This is a genomic window from Methylobacterium sp. A52T, from assembly GCF_053346095.1.
Genome location: NZ_JBKFBI010000042.1, coordinates 1 through 15691 on the forward strand (window position 1 = coordinate 1; position 15691 = coordinate 15691).

The window sequence follows — 15691 nt, forward strand, 5'->3', positions numbered from 1 at the left end:
CCCGCCGGCGGCGCGAGGGGCGGCGGCACCATCGGCGGCGGCACCACCGGCTCGGGCGCGGGCGGCGCCGGGGGTTGAGGCGCAGGCGGCTGAGGCGGCGCGGCACTCAGAGGTGCGGTGACGTCTTGGCCGGGCTCGTCGCCGCCGAACAGCCCGGGATCGAGGGGCAGCGTCACGGGCGGAGCGGAGGCCGAGCGCGGCACCGGCGACGGGACCACCACCGGCATCGCGAAGCCCGGATCGAACAGCGGTTCGGCGCGCCGGCCGCCGGATTCCGGCAGACCGCGGGGCGGCTCGGGCAGGCGGCCGCCCTGGACGAGGGGGTCCGGGAGCGGCTCGTCCAGCGGCTCCGGCGCCAGCTCCGGCCGGATCGCCGCCTCCGGCAGGGGCCGCTGGCCGCGCTGGATGTTGCGCTCGACCACGACGTCGTTGGGGCCGCCCACGAGGAGCAGGTGCTCGACATTGTCCCGGCGCAGCAGGATGAGCTGCCGGGCCCGGTCGAGCTCGTACACGTCGACGATCCCGAGGCGCGGCTGGCGCCCGCGGCTCCCGGACCGCCCCGGCAGGGCGAGGCTCCGGCCGGTGAGCCGGCGCACCGTGAACACGATCGCCGCGAGCGCCGTGAAGATGACGGCGAAGATCACGATATACTGGACGATGGGGGAGCCGTCAGAGCCGAACACGGATTGCAGCCATCGCAAGATTACGCACTCGCACGTTCCGACCGCCGCGGGTGCGCGCCGGCACGGACTTGATCCATACCACGCCGGAGGGGCGGCAAGGCAAACGACGTTAAGAGTTCGTTAACAGACCTTTTAATTGAGCGCGCGCAAGACAATAGGTCGGGACTGCGCCGGCGGCCCGGCCGAACCGGGGGCTCACTCCCCCGCGGCGCGAGCTGACGCGGGCACCGGCCGACCCTGAGATCGGGCTTAACGCGCCGTTAACCATGCAGGCGGCAGATTTTGCCGAGCCCGCTCGTCCCGGCGCGGCCACGCCATCCCGGAGGCGACCATGGCCCTCACCGATCTGCCCGTGCTGAGCATGCTGCGCACGCGGATGCAATGGGCGCAGGCGCGCCAGGGCGTGATCGCCGAGAACGTCGCCAACGCCGACATGCCGGGGTTCAAGCCCCGCGACCTCGTGGAGCCGCGCTTCGACCGGGCGACCGGCGCCCTCGCCACCAGCGGCTCCGGCCTGACGCTCACGAGCGCGGGCCACATGGCACCGCCCGGCCAGGCGGTCGGCGCCGATTCCAAGCGCGCCAAGGGCTTCGAGGTCCGGCCCAGCGGCAACGGCGTCAACCTCGAGGACGAGATGATGAAGGCCGGCGAGAACCAGGCGGACTACCAGCTCGCCGCCTCGCTGTACCAGCACAGCCTGACCACCCTGAAGATCGCGATCGGCAAGAGCTGACGCGCGACGGCCGAATGTGGAGCGCCGACGGCCGCGGGGTCGCGGCAGCGGGAGGGTCCTGAGCCATGGAATTCACGAAGTCGCTGGCGGTGGCGGCCGCGGGCCTCAAGGCCCAGTCGGGCCGGATGCGCATCATCGCCGAGAACATCGCCAACGCCGATTCCGCGCCGGCCTCCGCCGGGGCGCAGCCCTACCGCCGCAAGATCCCGACCTTTACCAGCCACCTCGACGACGAGACCGGTGCCAAGCTCGTCGAGGCGGGGCGCGTCAGGCGCGACCCGTCGGCCTTCCGGACCAAGTACGAGCCCGGCAACCCCGCGGCCGACGCCCAGGGCGTGGTGCAGATGCCCAACGTCAACGCGCTGATCGAGAACATGGACCTGCGGGAGGCCCAGCGCTCCTACGAGGCGAACCTCAACATGATCAGCGCCACCCGCAAGATGCTGGCGCAGACCCTCGGCATCCTGAAGTGACCCCCGAAGCCCGCGGCAGGACCGCATAGCAAGGACGCATGGCGATGGCTTCGAGCAACTTCGCGGCGGGTGCCTACGCGGCCGTCCAGGGCCTCGCCGGCGGCCGGCCCGCCCCCCGGGTGCAGCCGACGACCGGCACCGGCACCGACTTCATGCAGATGCTCGGGCAGACCCTGGACAGCGTCGGCGATGCCGGCCGTCGGGCCGATTCCCAGGCCGTCTCCGCGGCCGCCGGCAAGGCCAACGTCGTGGACGTGGTCACCGCGGTCGCCGAGAGCGAGACCGCCCTGCAGACCATGGTGGCGGTGCGCGACCGCATGATCTCCGCCTACGAGGAGATCATGCGGATGCAGATCTGACCGGCCGACCGTTTCCCCGCCCGCTCCTCCCGCACTGAGCGCACCCCCATGACCGGCCTCGCCATCCTCGACATCGCCCGCGACGGCATCTTCGTGTTCCTCAAGGTGGCCGGGCCCCTGATGCTGGTCGCGCTCGCGGTCGGCCTCGCCGTCTCCCTGGTCCAGGCCCTGACGCAGATCCAGGAGCAGACGCTGATCTACGTGCCCAAGGTCGTGGCGGTGTTCGCCGCGCTGCTGCTGATGCTGCCCTTCATGGGCGACGCCATGGCCGGCTACATGACCCGCATCGCCGCCCGCATCGCGGCCGGCGGCTGATGCGCGCGCCGGCCGGGACAGGCGCGGCCGGCGCGTGCCATAGGGGCCGCGATGAACCTGCTCCTGCCCGGCATCGCCTCGGCCTACCTGATCACCTTCGCGCGCATCGGCACGCTGATCATGCTGATGCCGGGGATCGGCGAGCAGACGGTGTCGCCGCGCCTGCGCCTCGCCTTCGCGCTGCTCACGTCCCTGGTGCTGTTCCCGACCGTGCGCCCGCTGCTCGGCGGCACGGAGGGCGTGGCCGGCCCGCGGCTGATCGGGCTCCTGTTCGGCGAGACGATCATCGGGCTGGTGCTCGGCCTCACGGTGCGGATGATCCTCGCCGCCCTTCAGACCGCCGGGGTGATCATCTCGGCGCAGGTCGGGCTGTCCTACGCGATGACGGTGGATCCGAGCCAGGGCGGCCAGCAGGTGGCGATCGGCAACTTCCTGTCGCTGCTCGGGATCACGCTGATCTTCGCCGCGGACCTGCACCATCTCGCCATCGAGGGCGTGGCCCGCAGCTACGTGGTGCTGCCCCCCGACGGCGTGCCGTCCTTCTCGGACGCGCTGATGCTGGCCACGAAGGCGCTCGCTCGGGGCTTCACCCTGGCGGTGCAGATCGCCGGACCGTTCATCGCCTTCGGGATCCTGTTCAACCTGGGGCTCGGTGTGCTGTCGCGGCTGATGCCCCAGATGCAGGTGTTCTTCCTGGCGGTCCCGGCCTCGGTGCTGATCGGCATGCTGCTGCTGATGGGCTGCCTCGGCGTCATGATGGGCGTCTTCCTGGACGACCTGGGCCGGTATCTCGGGGATTACGTCGGCCGCTGAGCGGCCGGATCGCCCATACCCCGACGATGCCCACGCTCTGAGCCCGACGCGCGATGGCCGACGATACCGACGACGAGGACAAGACCGAGGAGCCGTCCCAACGACGGCTCGATCAGGCGATCGAGCGCGGCGACGTCGCGACCAGCACCGAGATCAACACCTTCGCGATACTGGCCGCGTTCACCCTGGCACTGCTGGTCGCGGCCCCGACCATCGCCACGAACCTGCTGCACGGGCTCAAGGCCTACCTCGCCAACGCCCATACCCTGCCGGACGACGCCACGGCCATGAAGGCGGCCATGACGCGCGGCCTGTGGCTGTGGCTCCAGGCGGTGGCGGTGCCGGTCGGGCTGGCGGTCGTGGCCGGGCTGGCCGCGGGGCTCCTGCAGCACCCGCTGGTCTTCTCCGCCGAGACGCTGATGCCGAAATTCTCGCGCCTCTCGCCGATGGCGGGCGTGAAGCGCCTCCTCGGCGTCGAGGCCCTGTTCCAGTTCGGCAAGGGGCTGGCGAAGATCGCCGCCGTGGGCGTGGTCGGCGCGGTGATGCTGTGGAACGACCGCGACCGGCTGGAAGTGTTCGCCCAGTTGGACCCCGCCGCCTCCATGCCGGCGATCCTGTCCCTCAGCCTGAAGCTGCTCGCCGGCATGCTGTGCATGCACCTCGCGATCACCCTCGGCGACGCGCTCTACGCGCGGTTCCGCTGGCGCAAGCGCCACCGGATGTCGAAGGAAGAGCTCAAGCAGGAGATGAAGGAGTCGGAGGGCAATCCCGAGGTGAAGGGGCGCCTGAAGCAGCTCCGGATGGCCCGGGTGAAGAAGCGCATGATGGCCGCGGTCCCCACCGCCACCGTCGTGGTGACGAACCCGACCCACTACGCGGTGGCGCTGCGCTACGAGACCGGCATGGCCGCGCCGGTCTGCGTCGCAAAGGGCGTCGACGCGCTCGCCCTGCGCATCCGCGCGGTGGCGGCCGAGCACGGCGTCGCGGTGATCGAGAACCCGCCGCTCGCCCGGGCGCTCCACGCCACCGTGGAGATCGACCGGGAGATCCCGGCCGAGCACTACCGCGCGGTGGCGGAGGTCATCGGGTTCGTGCTGCGCCTGCGGAGACGGGCGGCGTAGCCCCACGCGATCCGCGCGCCGCGCCATCTCGCCGAACGGGCGAGCGGGCGAGCGGGCGAAAGCCACGCTTCCTCCACCTTTTTTCGCGAGGCTGTGTCAAGGCTTGGCGCGACGAGACTGATGCCGCGCCCCGCATGTCCTGATATGGCCGGCGGACTAACCGGGTGACTGTTCTGGAATGAAGCCGATGGCCGACGTCACTGGACCTCCGGCGCCCGCCGCGGGCCCGCAGAATTCGGGTCCCCCGGTCGCGCAGGCCTCGTCCCTCCTGGGAACGGGCTCGATCGACCGCTCGGAGCAGCCGGGCCGGGTCGGCCTGCTCCTCGTGCTCGCCGGCCTGCTGGTCGGCGCGGCCATCGGCCTGTCCTTCGTGGCCAACGAGCAGGCCCAGTCGCTGATCGTCTGGCTGCTGGCGCTGCTGGCCATGGCGGGCGTGTTCTTCCTGTTCGCCCTCGCCATCGGGGCGCTCCAGCTCAGCGGCAGCGCCGCCCGGGACGACATCACCAAGGGGATCGTCGACGCCTCGCCGGACGGCCAGCTGGTCGTCGAGGACGGCGGCCGGCTGATCTACGCCAACGAGGCCTATCTGCGGATCGCCAGCGGCGACACCTTCTCGAACCTCGTGCCGGTGGAGCGCATCCTCGTCGGCTCGCCGGAAGTCTCCGAGGCGGTCTACCGCCTGTCTCAGGCCTCGCGCGACGCCCGGGCCCACACCGAGGAGGTGCGGATGTCGCCGCCCCTCGGGCCCACGGCCGGCGAGCGCGGCTTCGGCTGGTACCGGGTCTCGGTGCGGCCCCTCGCGCGCCCGCGCCGGGCGGCCTCCCTCTGGACGGTGGCCGACATCACCGCCGAGCGGGAGCGGCAGGAGAACGTCTTCCAGGAACTCCAGCACGCCATCGACTACCTCGACCACGCCCCGGCGGGCTTCCTGTCGATCGATCCGGCGGGCGCCATCGTCTACATGAACGCGACCCTGGCGGCCTGGCTCGGCTACGACCTCGCCAGCGTCGGCCCCGGCGGCCCGCACCTCACCGAGATCGCCCCGGAGGCGGACGTGCTGGTGCGCACGGCCGGCCTGCCGGGCGAGGTCCGCACCGACCGCTTCGACCTCGATCTGCGCCGCCGCAACGGCCACACCCTGCCGGTTCGGCTCTACCACCGGGTCGCCTTCGGCAAGGACGGCAAGCCCGGCTCGTCGCGGACCTTCGTGATCAACCGCTCCGCCGGGGCCGAGACCGACGAGCCGCAGCGCGCCGCCGAGGTCCGGCTGGCCCGCTTCCTCAACAACTCGCCGATCGCCATCGCGACCCTCGACAGCGGCGGCCGGATCGCCCGCGCCAACGCCTCGTTCACGCGCCTGTTCGGCACGGTCCCGCGGCAGGCCGACGACGGCGCCCCGGACGGGGACGGCGTCCCGCGGGTCGAGCCCAACGTCGCCGACTCGGTCGCCGACCGGACCGCCCTGGAGGCCGGGCTCGCCCGCGCCGCGAGCGGGCGGACCGATCCGGAGCCGATCGAGGTCCAGCTGAACGGGCCCGGCGGCCGCTCGGCCCGGGTCTGGCTCAGCCCGGCCGACGGCGGCGATCCCGGCCAGCAGACCGACGAGGCCGAGCGGGTGATCCTCTACGCCCTCGACACGACGGCGCAGCGGCAGCTGGAGCAGCAGGTCGCCCAGGCCCAGAAGATGAACGCGGTCGGCCAGCTCGCCGGCGGCATCGCGCACGACTTCAACAACGTCCTGCAGGCGATCATCGGCTACTCGGACCTGCTGCTCGCGAGCCACCGGCCGACCGACCCGGCCTTCCAGGACATCATGCAGATCAAGCAGAACGCCAACCGGGCGGCGGGCCTCGTCCGCCAGCTCCTGGCGTTCTCCCGGCGGCAGACGCTGCGTCCGGAGGTGATGAATGTCGGGGAGGCGCTCTCCGAGCTGACCCTCCTCCTCAAGCGGCTGCTCGGCGAGCGCGTCGCGCTGGAGCTGAAGCACGGCCGCGAGGTCTGGCCCGTGAAGGCCGACGTCAACCAGTTCGAGCAGGTGATCGTCAATCTCGCGGTCAACGCCCGCGACGCCATGCCGGAGGGCGGCAAGCTGATGATCCGCACCGAGAATGTCTCCGACCCGGGGGCGGCCGCCGGCGCGGAGGGGCGCGGCGGGGCGCCGGCGGGCGACCACGTCCTGATCGAGGTGCGCGACACCGGCCAGGGCATCCCGCCCGAGCTGATGGAGAAGATCTTCGAGCCGTTCTTCACCACCAAGGAGATCGGCAAGGGCACCGGCCTCGGGCTCTCGACGGTGTTCGGCATCGTCAAGCAGTCCGGCGGCACCATCGACGTGCAGTCGAAGGTCGGGGAGGGCACCGCCTTCCGCATCTACCTGCCGCGTCACGTGCCGGTGGCGGAGCCCGAGGAGGTGCCGGCCGCGGCCGCCGAGCCGGCCCTGCCGCGCGCGGAGCCGCTCGCGCCGGCTTCCACCGCCGCCCATCCCGATTCCGGATCGGACGCCAAGCCGGCCACCGCACCGGCCGCGGGCGGCGACGCCGTTGTGCCGAAGGGGGAGACGCCGCCCGCCAAGGTCGACAAGCCGGCGCCGCGCAAGCCCGCCGCCGACCATACGGGGCAGGGGACCATCCTGCTCGTCGAGGACGAGGACCCGGTGCGGGCGGTCAACAGCCGGGCGCTCTCGGCCCGCGGCTACACGGTCCTGGAGGCGGCCTCGGGCCTCGAGGCGCTGGCGATCGTCCGCGAGGGCGCGCAGACCATCGACCTCGTCGTCTCCGACGTGGTCATGCCCGAGATGGACGGCCCGACGCTCCTGCGGGAGGTGCGCAAGCATCAGCCCGACCTGAAGGTGATCTTCGTGTCCGGCTACGCCGAGGACGCGTTCCGCAAGAACCTGCCCGAGGGCGAGACCTTCAACTTCCTGCCCAAGCCCTTCAGCCTGAAGCAGCTCGTCGAGACCGTGAAGAAGACGATGGCGGACTGACCGGCCCGCCGCGTCCGGTCACCGTTGCTCAACGACAAGCGGCCCCGGAGAGACTCCGGGGCCGCGCATCTTCGAACGTCGCTCGGTCCGACGCGCGCCGTCGCCGGCCCGCGGCGGCGCGGCCTAGGCCTCGCCCTCGTCGAGATCGTCCGCCGTCGGCGCGGCGTTCTCCAGGATCTTCTCGGCGACCAGACCGGAATTCTGCCGGATCGAACCCTCGATCTCGGCCGCGATCTTCGGGTTGTCGCGCAGGAAGCCCTTCGAGTTCTCGCGGCCCTGGCCGAGGCGCTGGCTGTTGTACGAGAACCAGGCGCCCGACTTCTCGACGATCCCGGCCTTCACGCCGAGATCGATCAGCTCGCCGACCTTCGACACGCCCTCGCCGAACATGATGTCGAACTCGACCTGCTTGAAGGGCGGCGCGACCTTGTTCTTCACCACCTTGACGCGGACCTGGTTGCCGATCGCCTCGTCGCGGTCCTTGAGCGTCGAGATGCGGCGGATGTCGAGGCGCACCGAGGCGTAGAACTTGAGGGCGTTGCCGCCCGTGGTCGTCTCGGGGCTGCCATACATGACGCCGATCTTCATCCGGATCTGGTTGATGAAGATGACCATGCAGTTCGAGCGCGAGATCGAGCCGGTCAGCTTGCGCAGGGCCTGGCTCATCAGGCGGGCCTGGAGGCCGGGCTGGCTCTCACCCATCTCGCCCTCGATCTCGGCCCGCGGGGTCAGCGCGGCCACCGAATCGACCACCAGCACGTCGATGGCGCCCGAGCGCACCAGCGTGTCGGTGATCTCAAGCGCCTGCTCACCCGTGTCGGGCTGGGAGATCAGCAGGTCGTCGAGGTTCACGCCGAGCTTGCGGGCGTAGACCGGGTCGAGGGCGTGCTCGGCATCCACGAAGGCGCAGACGCCGCCCTTCTTCTGGGCCTCCGCGATCGTGTGGAGCGCCAGCGTCGTCTTGCCGGACGATTCGGGACCGTAGATCTCGATCACCCGGCCGCGCGGCAGGCCGCCGACGCCGAGAGCGATGTCGAGGCCCAGCGAGCCGGTCGAGACGGTCTCGACCTCCTGGACCTTGTCGCTCTTGCCGAGCCGCATGATCGAGCCCTTGCCGAAGGCGCGCTCGATCTGAGACAGGGCGGCGTCGATCGCCTTGGACTTGTCCTTGTCCACCGGGGGCATGTCGACCACTTTCAATGCGGGCTGGGCCATCTGGCGGGCTCCTTATGAAGGGGTTGGACGCAGTTCACAACGCGCGTCGCCACCGCCTCTATGTACCTGTTTTGTTCTCTTTCAGCAAGGCCGGAACGCCGTTTTGCTGCGCACAGGTCACGAAATCCCCGCTCGATACCCGGAAGCCCCGCGACAGCAATCCAGTCCGGTAATCGGCCGTGAGGACACGAACGAACGCCCACACAACGCGCCGGACGGGACGATGACCCGCCGCAATGGCGACGCCTCCCGCGGTCCCGCTGCGGGCTCGGCCCGCCGGCGACGGAGATCCGATCGCCGGAAAGGCGGCCGAAAACGACGACGCCCGGCACGAATCCGGCTCTCGCGAGTCGAATTGCGTCCGGGCGTTCGTCGTACCGGTCGCCGGCCATCCCCGGGATGATCACCCCAGAGGAGGCTCCATCCCGCGACGCCGCGGGGCGAAATCTGGCGGACGCGGAGACCGCAGCCGCCGGGATCCCGGGATCAGGCGGCCTCGCCGGCCTCGGCCTGGGCAGCCTCGCCCTCGACCAGCTTCCAGGTCTTGGTCTTGGAGAACGGACGGCACTCCTCGATGAACACCGTCTGCCCGACCTTGGCGACGTTGCCCTCGTCGTGCGCGTGGTAGTTCTTCGACCGCCGCACGGTCTTCTTCATCACCGGGTGGGTGAAGCGGCGCTCCACCTTCACCACGATGGTCTTCTCACCCTTGTCGCTGACGACGGTGCCCTGCAGGATGCGCTTCGGCATGGTTGTCTCCTAAAACCCGCCTCAGCCCTTGGCCTGCTGCAGCGTCTTGGAACGCTGCAGAGTCCGGACACGGGCGATGTCGCGACGGACCTCGCGGACGCGGGCGACGTTCTCGAGCTGGCCGGTGGCCCCCTGGAAGCGCAGGTTGAACTGCTCCTTCTTGAGGTTGATCAGCTCGTCATTCAGCTGATCCGGCGACAGCGCCTTCAGATCAGACAGTCTCTGGGTCGACTTCACGATATCCTCCGTTCAGTCGGCGATGCGCTGGACGACCCGCGTGCGGATCGGGAGCTTCGCGGCGCCGAGGCGGAGCGCCTCCTTGGCGATGTTCTCGGCAACGCCGTCGACCTCGAACATGATCCGGCCGGGATGGACCCGGGCCGCCCAGTAATCCGGGGCGCCCTTACCGGAGCCCATGCGGACCTCGGTCGGCTTCGACGAGACCGGGACGTCCGGGAACACCCGGATCCACACGCGGCCCTGGCGCTTCATCTCGCGGGTGATCGCGCGGCGGGCCGCCTCGATCTGGCGGGCGGTGACGCGCTCGGGCTCCACCGCCTTCAGGCCGAACTGGCCGAAGTTCAGCTCGAAGCCGCCCTTGGCCGCACCGTGGATGCGGCCCTTGAACTGCTTGCGGAAGCGGGTCTTTTTCGGTTGCAGCATGGCTTCCTACCTTACGCGTGCTCGCGCTCGCGGCGTCCGCGCTCGCGGCCGCCCTCGCCATCGCGCTCACGGCGTCCGCCGGAGCGGCCGCCCTCTTCCTGGGCCTTCTTGTCCTGGGCCATCGGGTCGTGCTCGAGGATCTCGCCCTTGAACACCCACACCTTGATGCCGCAGGTCCCGTAGGTCGTGAACGCCGTGGCGGTGCCGTAGTCGACGTCGGCGCGCAGCGTGTGCAGCGGGACGCGGCCCTCGCGGTACCATTCCTGGCGGGCGATCTCGGCGCCGCCGAGGCGGCCCGAGCAGTTGATCCGGATGCCCTCGGCGCCCAGACGCATGGCCGACTGCACGGCCCGCTTCATGGCGCGCCGGAAGGCGACGCGGCGCTCGAGCTGCTGGGCGATCGAGTCGGCCACTAGGGTGGCGTCGATCTCGGGCTTGCGCACCTCGACGATGTTGATGGTCACGTCGGCCTTCGTCATCGTGCCGACGAGCTTGCGCAGCTTCTCGATGTCCGCGCCCTTCTTGCCGATCACCACGCCCGGACGACCCGAGTGGATGGTGACCCGGCACTTCCGGTGCGGGCGCTCGATGACGATCTTGGAGACCGCCGCCTGCTTGAGCTGCTTCATGAGGGCGGCGCGGATCGCGACGTCCTCGTGCATGAGCTTCGCGTAGTCGCCCTTGTTGGCGAACCAGCGGGAATCCCAGGTCCGGTTGATGCCGAGCCGGAGACCGATCGGGTTGACTTTCTGACCCATCAGATCCTCCTCAAGCCGCTTCGGCTTGGCGGACTTCGCGAACCACGATGGTGAGGTTCGAGAAGGGCTTCAGGATGCGCGCGCCGCGGCCGCGGGCGCGGGCGTGGAAACGCTTGAGAACCAGCGCCTTGCCCACGAAGGCCTGGGAGACGACGAGGTCGTCGACGTCCAGGTCGTGGTTGTTCTCGGCGTTGGCGATGGCGCTCTCGAGGCACTTCTTGACCTCGGTCGAGATCCGCTTGCGCGAGAACTGGAGCTCGGCGAGCGCCGTGTCGACCTTCTTGCCGCGGATCATCTGCGCCACGAGGTTGAGCTTCTGCGGGCTGACGCGCAGCATGCGCGCGACGGCCTTCGCCTCGTTCTCGGGGAGCGCGCGGGGGGTGGCTTGCTTGCCCATCTCAGCGCCTCTTCGCCTTCTTGTCGGCCGCGTGGCCCGGGAAGGTGCGGGTCGGCGAGAACTCGCCGAACTTGTGCCCGACCATCTCCTCGGTGACGTAGACCGGGATGTGCTTCTGCCCGTTGTGCACACCGAAGGTGAGCCCGACGAACTGCGGGAGGATCGTGGAGCGGCGGCTCCAGATCTTGATGACCTCGGAGCGCGAGGAGCCCCGCGCCGCCTCGGCCTTCTTGAAGAGGTAGCCGTCGACGAACGGCCCCTTCCAGAGAGAGCGTGCCATAGCGATTACTTCTTGCGGTTGTGGCGGCTGGACAGGATGAACACGTCGGTCCGCTTGTTGGACCGGGTCTTCTTCCCCTTGGTGGGCACGCCCCAGGGCGTGACCGGGTTGCGGCCGCCCGAGGTACGACCCTCGCCGCCGCCGTGCGGATGGTCGACCGGGTTCATCGCCACACCGCGGTTGTGCGGGCGCTTGCCGAGCCACCGGTTGCGCCCGGCCTTGCCGAGCGAGATGTTCATGTGGTCCGGGTTCGAGACCGCGCCGACGCTGGCGAAGCACTGACCGTGGACCAGGCGCTGCTCGCCCGAGTTCAGGCGGAGCGTCACGTAGCCCTGGTCGCGGCCGACGATCTGCGCGTAGTTGCCGGCCGAGCGGGCGATCGCGCCGCCCTTGCCGATCTTCAGCTCGACATTGTGGACGATCGTGCCCACCGGCATCGAGCCGACCGGAGCCGCATTGCCCGGCTTGATGTCGACGCTCTCGCCGGCCACCACCTTGTCGCCCGGCTGCAGGCGCTGCGGGGCCAGGATGTAGCTCTGCTTCCCGTCGGGGAAGTTGATCAGCGCGATGAACGCCGTGCGGTTCGGATCGTACTCGATCCGCTCCACCGTGGCGGCGACGCCGAGCTGCTCGCGACGCTTGAAGTCGACGTTGCGCAGCACGCGCTTGTGGCCGCCGCCGCGGAAGCGGACGGTGATGCGGCCGAGATTGTTGCGGCCGCCGGAGGACGACTTGCCCTCCGTCAGCGCCTTCACCGGCTTGCCCTTGTAGAGCTCACGGCGGTCGACGAGCACGAGCTGGCGCAGGCTCGGCGTGACCGGTTTGAATGTCTTCAAGGCCATCGGCTTGGATCCCTAAATCCCGTCCTCAGAGCCCGGTCGTGACGTCGATCGAGTGGCCCTCGGCCAGGGTCACGATCGCCTTCTTCACGTCGGAGCGCTGTCCGCGGAGGCCGCGGAAAATCTTCTTCTTACCCTTGGTGACAAGGGTGTTCACGGCCGTGACCTTCACGTCGAACAGCTTCTCGACGGCCTCCTTGATCTGAGGCTTCGTCGCCTTGGGGGCGACGCGGAAGACGACCTTGTTCTGCTCGGTCAGGTTGGTCGCCTTCTCGGTGATGACCGGGGAGACGACGATGTCGTAGTGGCGCGGATCGGCACTCATTTGAAACGCTCCTCCAGCGCGTCGACGGCAGCCTTCGTCAGGACGAGCGTGTCGCGGCGCAGGATGTCGTAGACGTTGATGCCCTGCACGGGCAGCACGTCGATCTGCGGGATGGCGCGGGCGGCCCGGCCGAAATTCACGTCGACCTCGGCACCGCCGATGATCAGCGCGTTCGAGAGGCCCATCTTGCCGAAGCGCTCGATGAGACCCTTGGTCTTGTGGTCCTCGATCTTGATGTCGTCGACGACGATCAGGGTCGAGGCCTTGGCCTTGGCCGACAGGGCGTGGCGCAGGGCCAGCGCGCGGACCTTCTTGGGCAGGTCGTGGCTGTGGTCGCGCGGCACCGGGCCGAAGGCGCGCCCGCCGCCGCGGAACTGCGGCGCCGAGGCCGCGCCGTGGCGGGCGTTACCGGTGCCCTTCTGCTTGTAGAGCTTCTTGCGAGTCCGGTTCACGTCCGAGCGGTTCTGCACGGCGTGGGTGCCGGCGCGCCGCTTGGCGAGCTGCCAGCGGACCATGCGCTGCAGGAGGTCGGCGCGCGGCTCCAGGCCGAAGATCTCTTCGTTCAGCTCGACCGAGCCGGCACCGGCACCGTCGAGGGTCTTGATATCGAGCTTCATCACGCGGTCTCCTCAGCCGCAGGGGCCTCGGTCGCCGGGGCGGAGGCGCCGTTCTCGCGGAACTTGCCCGGCAGCGGAACGTCGGCGGGGAGCTTGCGCTTCACCGCGTCGCGGATCTGGATCCAGCCGCCGGCGACGCCCGGCACCGCGCCCTCGACCAGAATCAGGCCGCGCTCGGGATCGGTGCGCACGACGCGCAGGTTCTGGGTGGTGACCCGCTCGACGCCGAGGTGACCCGGCATCTTCTTGTTCTTGAAGGTCTTGCCCGGGTCCTGACGGCCGCCGGTCGAACCGATCGAGCGGTGCGAGATCGACACGCCGTGCGTGGCGCGCAGGCCGCCGAAGTTCCAGCGCTTGATACCGCCGGCGAAGCCCTTACCGGTCGTGGTGCCGGTGACATCCACGAACTGGCCGGGGATGAAGTGGTCCGCGGTGATCTCGGCGCCGACCGGGATCAGCGCGTCCTCGGACACGCGGAATTCGGCGAGCTTCTTCTTCGGCTCCACCTTGGCGACCGCGAAGCGGCCCCGCTCGGCGGCCGAGACGTTCTTGACCTTGGCCTTGCCGACGCCGACCTGCAGCGCGACGTAGCCGTTCTTCTCGACGGTGCGGTGGGCAACCACCTGGCACTGATCGATCTTGAGCACGGTGACGGGGACATGCTCCCCCGCGTCCGTGAAGACGCGGGTCATGCCGACCTTCTGTGCGATGACGCCTGAGCGCATAGGTTCTCTCCCTCGCGCGATGAAACGGTAAGCTCTAAGTCCTCAGCGGACTCAGAGCTTGATCTCCACGTCCACGCCGGCGGCGAGGTCGAGCTTCATCAGCGCGTCCACGGTCTGAGGCGTCGGATCGACGATATCGAGCACCCGCTTGTGCGTGCGCATCTCGAACTGCTCGCGCGACTTCTTGTCGATGTGGGGCGAGCGGTTCACGGTGAACTTGGCGATGTGCGTCGGGAGCGGGATCGGGCCGCGGATGGTCGCGCCCGTACGCTTGGCCGTGGAGACGATCTCCTTGGTCGACGCATCGAGGATGCGGTGATCGAACGCCTTGAGGCGAATGCGGATGTTCTGACCGTTCATGATCCTGGAACCTTGAGAGGGACGGCGGGGTACGCGGGGCCTTCACCCCGCCGCGCCCTGCTAAGGATGCTTGCTCGAGCTCAGTCGTTGATGGCGGCGACGACGCCGGCGCCGACGGTGCGGCCGCCCTCGCGGATGGCGAAGCGCAGCTTCTCCTCCATGGCCACCGGCACGATCAGCGCCACGTCCATGGTCACGTTGTCGCCCGGCATCACCATCTCGGTGCCCTCCGGCAGCGTGCAGATCCCGGTCACGTCCGTGGTCCGGAAGTAGAACTGCGGCCGGTAGTTGGTGAAGAACGGCGTGTGGCGGCCGCCCTCCTCCTTGGTCAGGATGTACGCCTCGGCCTTGAACTTCGAGTGCGGCTTCACCGAACCCGGCTTGCACACGACCTGGCCGCGCTCCACGTCCTCGCGCTTCGTGCCGCGCAGCAGCACGCCGACGTTGTCGCCCGCCTGCCCCTGGTCGAGCAGCTTGCGGAACATCTCCACGCCCGTCACCGTCGTCTTGGTGGTCGCCCGGATGCCGACGATCTCGACTTCCTCGCCCACCTTCACGATGCCGCGCTCAACACGACCCGTCACCACCGTGCCGCGGCCCGAGATCGAGAACACGTCCTCGATCGGCATCAGGAACGGCATGTCGATCGGACGCTCCGGCTGCGGGATGTAGCTGTCCACGGTCGCCATCAGCGCCAGGACCGCCTCCTTGCCGATCTTCGGCTCCTTGTCCTCGAGCGCCATCAGCGCCGAGCCCTTGGTGATCGGGATGTCGTCGCCCGGGAAGTCGTACTTCGACAGCAGCTCGCGCACCTCCAGCTCGACCAGCTCCAGCAGCTCCTCGTCGTCGACCATGTCGACCTTGTTGAGGAACACCACCAGCGCCGGGACGCCGACCTGGCGGGCCAGCAGGATGTGCTCGCGGGTCTGCGGCATCGGGCCGTCGGCCGCCGACACCACCAGGATCGCGCCGTCCATCTGCGCCGCGCCCGTGATCATGTTCTTCACGTAGTCGGCGTGGCCGGGGCAGTCCACGTGCGCGTAGTGGCGGTTCTGCGTCTCGTACTCAACGTGCGCCGTCGAGATCGTGATCCCGCGCGCCTTCTCCTCAGGCGCCTTGTCGATCTGGTCGTAGGCCGTGAACGTCGCCCCGCCCGTCTCGGCCAGGACCTTCGTGATCGCCGCCGTCAGAGACGTCTTGCCGTGATCGACGTGGCCGATCGTGCCAATGTTGCAGTGCGGCTTGGTGCGGGAGAACTTTTCCTTGCCCATCAGAGCCTCCT

General features: G+C 69.6%; 20 protein-coding genes and 1 pseudogene. 7 read left to right on the forward strand and 14 right to left on the reverse strand.

Translation table 11 applies throughout. The annotated features are described in order from the left end of the window. Positions 1-683 (reverse strand): annotated as a pseudogene (locus ACLBYE_RS12640) (hypothetical protein); the annotation flags it as partial. A 331-nt stretch (positions 684-1014) separates the two neighbouring features. Between ACLBYE_RS12640 and flgB the strand changes: the two are divergent. The 7 genes from flgB (at position 1015) to ACLBYE_RS12675 (ending at position 7480) form a co-directional block, all read left to right on the forward strand. Beyond that, positions 1015-1416 (forward strand): flagellar basal body rod protein FlgB, encoded by a 402-nt coding sequence (gene flgB, locus ACLBYE_RS12645; protein ID WP_447694473.1) that lies wholly within the window; start codon positions 1015-1017, stop codon positions 1414-1416. 65 nt (positions 1417-1481) lie between these two features. Next, positions 1482-1889 carry a flagellar basal body rod protein FlgC gene (flgC, locus tag ACLBYE_RS12650; RefSeq protein WP_020094248.1) on the forward strand — a complete coding sequence of 136 codons (408 nt, stop codon included), beginning with the start codon at positions 1482-1484 and terminating at the stop codon, positions 1887-1889. Between the two features lie 44 nt (positions 1890-1933). Continuing rightward, positions 1934-2248 carry a flagellar hook-basal body complex protein FliE gene (gene fliE / locus ACLBYE_RS12655; protein ID WP_012319201.1) on the forward strand — a complete coding sequence of 105 codons (315 nt, stop codon included), beginning with the start codon at positions 1934-1936 and terminating at the stop codon, positions 2246-2248. Positions 2249-2296: 48 nt separating this feature from the next. Further along, entirely contained in the window at positions 2297-2563 is a 267-nt protein-coding gene (gene fliQ / locus ACLBYE_RS12660; RefSeq protein ID WP_012319200.1) for a flagellar biosynthesis protein FliQ, read from the forward strand. A 51-nt stretch (positions 2564-2614) separates the two neighbouring features. Next, positions 2615-3376, forward strand: coding sequence for a flagellar biosynthetic protein FliR (fliR, locus tag ACLBYE_RS12665; RefSeq protein WP_042675345.1), 762 nt, complete (start codon positions 2615-2617; stop codon positions 3374-3376). A gap of 53 nt (positions 3377-3429) precedes the next feature. Continuing rightward, on the forward strand, positions 3430-4497 hold the full coding sequence (gene flhB / locus ACLBYE_RS12670; protein ID WP_020094251.1) for a flagellar biosynthesis protein FlhB: 1068 nt from the start codon (positions 3430-3432) through the stop codon (positions 4495-4497). Positions 4498-4684: 187 nt separating this feature from the next. Then, positions 4685-7480: an ATP-binding protein gene (locus tag ACLBYE_RS12675; RefSeq protein WP_447694474.1), complete on the forward strand. Its 2796-nt coding sequence runs from the start codon at positions 4685-4687 to the stop codon at positions 7478-7480. Positions 7481-7603: 123 nt separating this feature from the next. Here ACLBYE_RS12675 and recA read toward each other — a convergent pair whose 3' ends face one another. From recA to tuf, 13 genes are all read right to left on the reverse strand, one after another. After that, positions 7604-8665 carry a recombinase RecA gene (gene recA / locus ACLBYE_RS12680; protein ID WP_373866322.1) on the reverse strand — a complete coding sequence of 354 codons (1062 nt, stop codon included), beginning with the start codon at positions 8663-8665 and terminating at the stop codon, positions 7604-7606. Positions 8666-9181: 516 nt separating this feature from the next. Beyond that, positions 9182-9445, reverse strand: a complete 264-nt coding sequence (gene rpsQ, locus ACLBYE_RS12685; protein WP_020094254.1) for a 30S ribosomal protein S17 — start codon at positions 9443-9445, stop codon at positions 9182-9184. 21 nt (positions 9446-9466) lie between these two features. Next, entirely contained in the window at positions 9467-9682 is a 216-nt protein-coding gene (rpmC, locus tag ACLBYE_RS12690) for a 50S ribosomal protein L29 (protein WP_020094255.1), read from the reverse strand. A 12-nt stretch (positions 9683-9694) separates the two neighbouring features. After that, a complete protein-coding gene (gene rplP / locus ACLBYE_RS12695) occupies positions 9695-10108 on the reverse strand; it encodes a 50S ribosomal protein L16 (protein WP_012319193.1) in 414 nt (137 codons plus the stop codon). 11 nt (positions 10109-10119) lie between these two features. After that, the gene (gene rpsC, locus ACLBYE_RS12700) at positions 10120-10866 is read right to left on the reverse strand and encodes a 30S ribosomal protein S3 (RefSeq protein WP_012319192.1); all 747 of its coding nucleotides are present in this window, start codon (positions 10864-10866) and stop codon (positions 10120-10122) included. A gap of 10 nt (positions 10867-10876) precedes the next feature. Next, the gene (rplV, locus tag ACLBYE_RS12705) at positions 10877-11263 is read right to left on the reverse strand and encodes a 50S ribosomal protein L22 (RefSeq protein WP_012319191.1); all 387 of its coding nucleotides are present in this window, start codon (positions 11261-11263) and stop codon (positions 10877-10879) included. A 1-nt stretch (position 11264) separates the two neighbouring features. Then, complete coding sequence (rpsS, locus tag ACLBYE_RS12710) at positions 11265-11543, reverse strand: 30S ribosomal protein S19 (RefSeq protein WP_012319190.1); 279 nt, start codon at positions 11541-11543, stop codon at positions 11265-11267. 5 nt (positions 11544-11548) lie between these two features. Then, a complete protein-coding gene (gene rplB, locus ACLBYE_RS12715) occupies positions 11549-12385 on the reverse strand; it encodes a 50S ribosomal protein L2 (protein ID WP_020094256.1) in 837 nt (278 codons plus the stop codon). Positions 12386-12410: 25 nt separating this feature from the next. Next, complete coding sequence (locus ACLBYE_RS12720) at positions 12411-12707, reverse strand: 50S ribosomal protein L23 (RefSeq protein ID WP_020094257.1); 297 nt, start codon at positions 12705-12707, stop codon at positions 12411-12413. Continuing rightward, the gene (gene rplD, locus ACLBYE_RS12725) at positions 12704-13324 is read right to left on the reverse strand and encodes a 50S ribosomal protein L4 (protein ID WP_020094258.1); all 621 of its coding nucleotides are present in this window, start codon (positions 13322-13324) and stop codon (positions 12704-12706) included. Before rplD ends, ACLBYE_RS12720 begins: the two co-directional genes overlap by 4 nt. Continuing rightward, positions 13324-14049: a 50S ribosomal protein L3 gene (rplC, locus tag ACLBYE_RS12730; protein WP_020094259.1), complete on the reverse strand. Its 726-nt coding sequence runs from the start codon at positions 14047-14049 to the stop codon at positions 13324-13326. Before rplC ends, rplD begins: the two co-directional genes overlap by 1 nt. Positions 14050-14100: 51 nt before the next feature. Continuing rightward, positions 14101-14409 (reverse strand): 30S ribosomal protein S10, encoded by a 309-nt coding sequence (rpsJ, locus tag ACLBYE_RS12735; RefSeq protein WP_007569268.1) that lies wholly within the window; start codon positions 14407-14409, stop codon positions 14101-14103. An 80-nt stretch (positions 14410-14489) separates the two neighbouring features. Next, entirely contained in the window at positions 14490-15680 is a 1191-nt protein-coding gene (gene tuf / locus ACLBYE_RS12740; protein ID WP_020093754.1) for an elongation factor Tu, read from the reverse strand. Positions 15681-15691 lie beyond the last annotated feature (11 nt).

Coding starts and splice junctions, on each gene's coding strand:
- recA (WP_373866322.1), bottom strand. CDS start 8,665: ATGCCCCCGGTGGACAAGGACAAGTCCAAGGCGATCGACGCCGCCCTG.
- rplB (WP_020094256.1), bottom strand. CDS start 12,385: ATGGCCTTGAAGACATTCAAACCGGTCACGCCGAGCCTGCGCCAGCTC.
- flhB (WP_020094251.1), top strand. CDS start 3,430: ATGGCCGACGATACCGACGACGAGGACAAGACCGAGGAGCCGTCCCAA.
- rplC (WP_020094259.1), bottom strand. CDS start 14,049: ATGCGCTCAGGCGTCATCGCACAGAAGGTCGGCATGACCCGCGTCTTC.
- flgC (WP_020094248.1), top strand. CDS start 1,482: ATGGAATTCACGAAGTCGCTGGCGGTGGCGGCCGCGGGCCTCAAGGCC.
- flgB (WP_447694473.1), top strand. CDS start 1,015: ATGGCCCTCACCGATCTGCCCGTGCTGAGCATGCTGCGCACGCGGATG.
- rpsC (WP_012319192.1), bottom strand. CDS start 10,866: ATGGGTCAGAAAGTCAACCCGATCGGTCTCCGGCTCGGCATCAACCGG.
- rplP (WP_012319193.1), bottom strand. CDS start 10,108: ATGCTGCAACCGAAAAAGACCCGCTTCCGCAAGCAGTTCAAGGGCCGC.
- ACLBYE_RS12720 (WP_020094257.1), bottom strand. CDS start 12,707: ATGAGTGCCGATCCGCGCCACTACGACATCGTCGTCTCCCCGGTCATC.
- fliQ (WP_012319200.1), top strand. CDS start 2,297: ATGACCGGCCTCGCCATCCTCGACATCGCCCGCGACGGCATCTTCGTG.
- fliR (WP_042675345.1), top strand. CDS start 2,615: ATGAACCTGCTCCTGCCCGGCATCGCCTCGGCCTACCTGATCACCTTC.
- tuf (WP_020093754.1), bottom strand. CDS start 15,680: ATGGGCAAGGAAAAGTTCTCCCGCACCAAGCCGCACTGCAACATTGGC.
- rplV (WP_012319191.1), bottom strand. CDS start 11,263: ATGGGCAAGCAAGCCACCCCCCGCGCGCTCCCCGAGAACGAGGCGAAG.
- rpsQ (WP_020094254.1), bottom strand. CDS start 9,445: ATGCCGAAGCGCATCCTGCAGGGCACCGTCGTCAGCGACAAGGGTGAG.
- fliE (WP_012319201.1), top strand. CDS start 1,934: ATGGCTTCGAGCAACTTCGCGGCGGGTGCCTACGCGGCCGTCCAGGGC.
- rplD (WP_020094258.1), bottom strand. CDS start 13,324: ATGAAGCTCGATATCAAGACCCTCGACGGTGCCGGTGCCGGCTCGGTC.
- rpsJ (WP_007569268.1), bottom strand. CDS start 14,409: ATGAACGGTCAGAACATCCGCATTCGCCTCAAGGCGTTCGATCACCGC.
- ACLBYE_RS12675 (WP_447694474.1), top strand. CDS start 4,685: ATGGCCGACGTCACTGGACCTCCGGCGCCCGCCGCGGGCCCGCAGAAT.
- rpsS (WP_012319190.1), bottom strand. CDS start 11,543: ATGGCACGCTCTCTCTGGAAGGGGCCGTTCGTCGACGGCTACCTCTTC.